Source organism: Methanothermobacter sp. K4 (assembly GCF_022014235.1).
GTDB lineage: Archaea > Methanobacteriota > Methanobacteria > Methanobacteriales > Methanothermobacteraceae > Methanothermobacter.
In genome coordinates this window covers 1-614 of the sequence record NZ_JAKLTD010000011.1, presented here as the reverse complement: position 1 = coordinate 614, position 614 = coordinate 1, and the positions used below count along the sequence as shown (strand labels likewise).

The window sequence follows — 614 nt, the reverse complement described above, 5'->3', positions numbered from 1 at the left end:
GTCACCGTATTATCCCTCAAGGTTACAACTCCACGAATATTCTCCAGTTGAATACCCACACCATTACTACCAGAGACCGTCGTGTTCTTCACCGTCAGGTTACCACCATCACCAGCGGACATGGACACATAAACACCAACACCCATAGAACCCGTAACATTCAGGTCATCCAGAACCACATTACGGAGAGTGTTACCACCCTCAAGGAACACACCATGACCCCTACTGCTAACCACATGGGAGTCCCTGATGGTCAGACCATCAAGGAAACCACCCCAATAATAATAACCCCTATGAATACCATGAGAACCACAATCCACAAACCAGGAATCCTCCACAGTCACATTCCTCAACGCGGAACCCTCAACCAGATAGAGACCCTGCTGACCACTACCAGTAACATTAACACCCACAAGAGTCACATTAGAAGCCGTGCCACCAACACGCACACCCTGCAAGGTACAATTACTGATACTAAGATCCCTCAGCACAAGATCATCACAGTCAACAGCCACAACACCATAATTAAACTGCCTCACACCACCATCAAACACCAGACCCTCAACAGTCACCCCATCAGCATCCCTAAGCTCAACACAATTACCACCATTACC

General features: G+C 48.0%; 1 protein-coding gene. It reads right to left on the bottom strand.

Going from position 1 to position 614, the window contains the following annotated elements:
- Nucleotides 1-614 (bottom strand): right-handed parallel beta-helix repeat-containing protein (locus L5462_RS09245; RefSeq protein WP_237780484.1); only part of this gene is annotated, 614 nt, incomplete at both ends.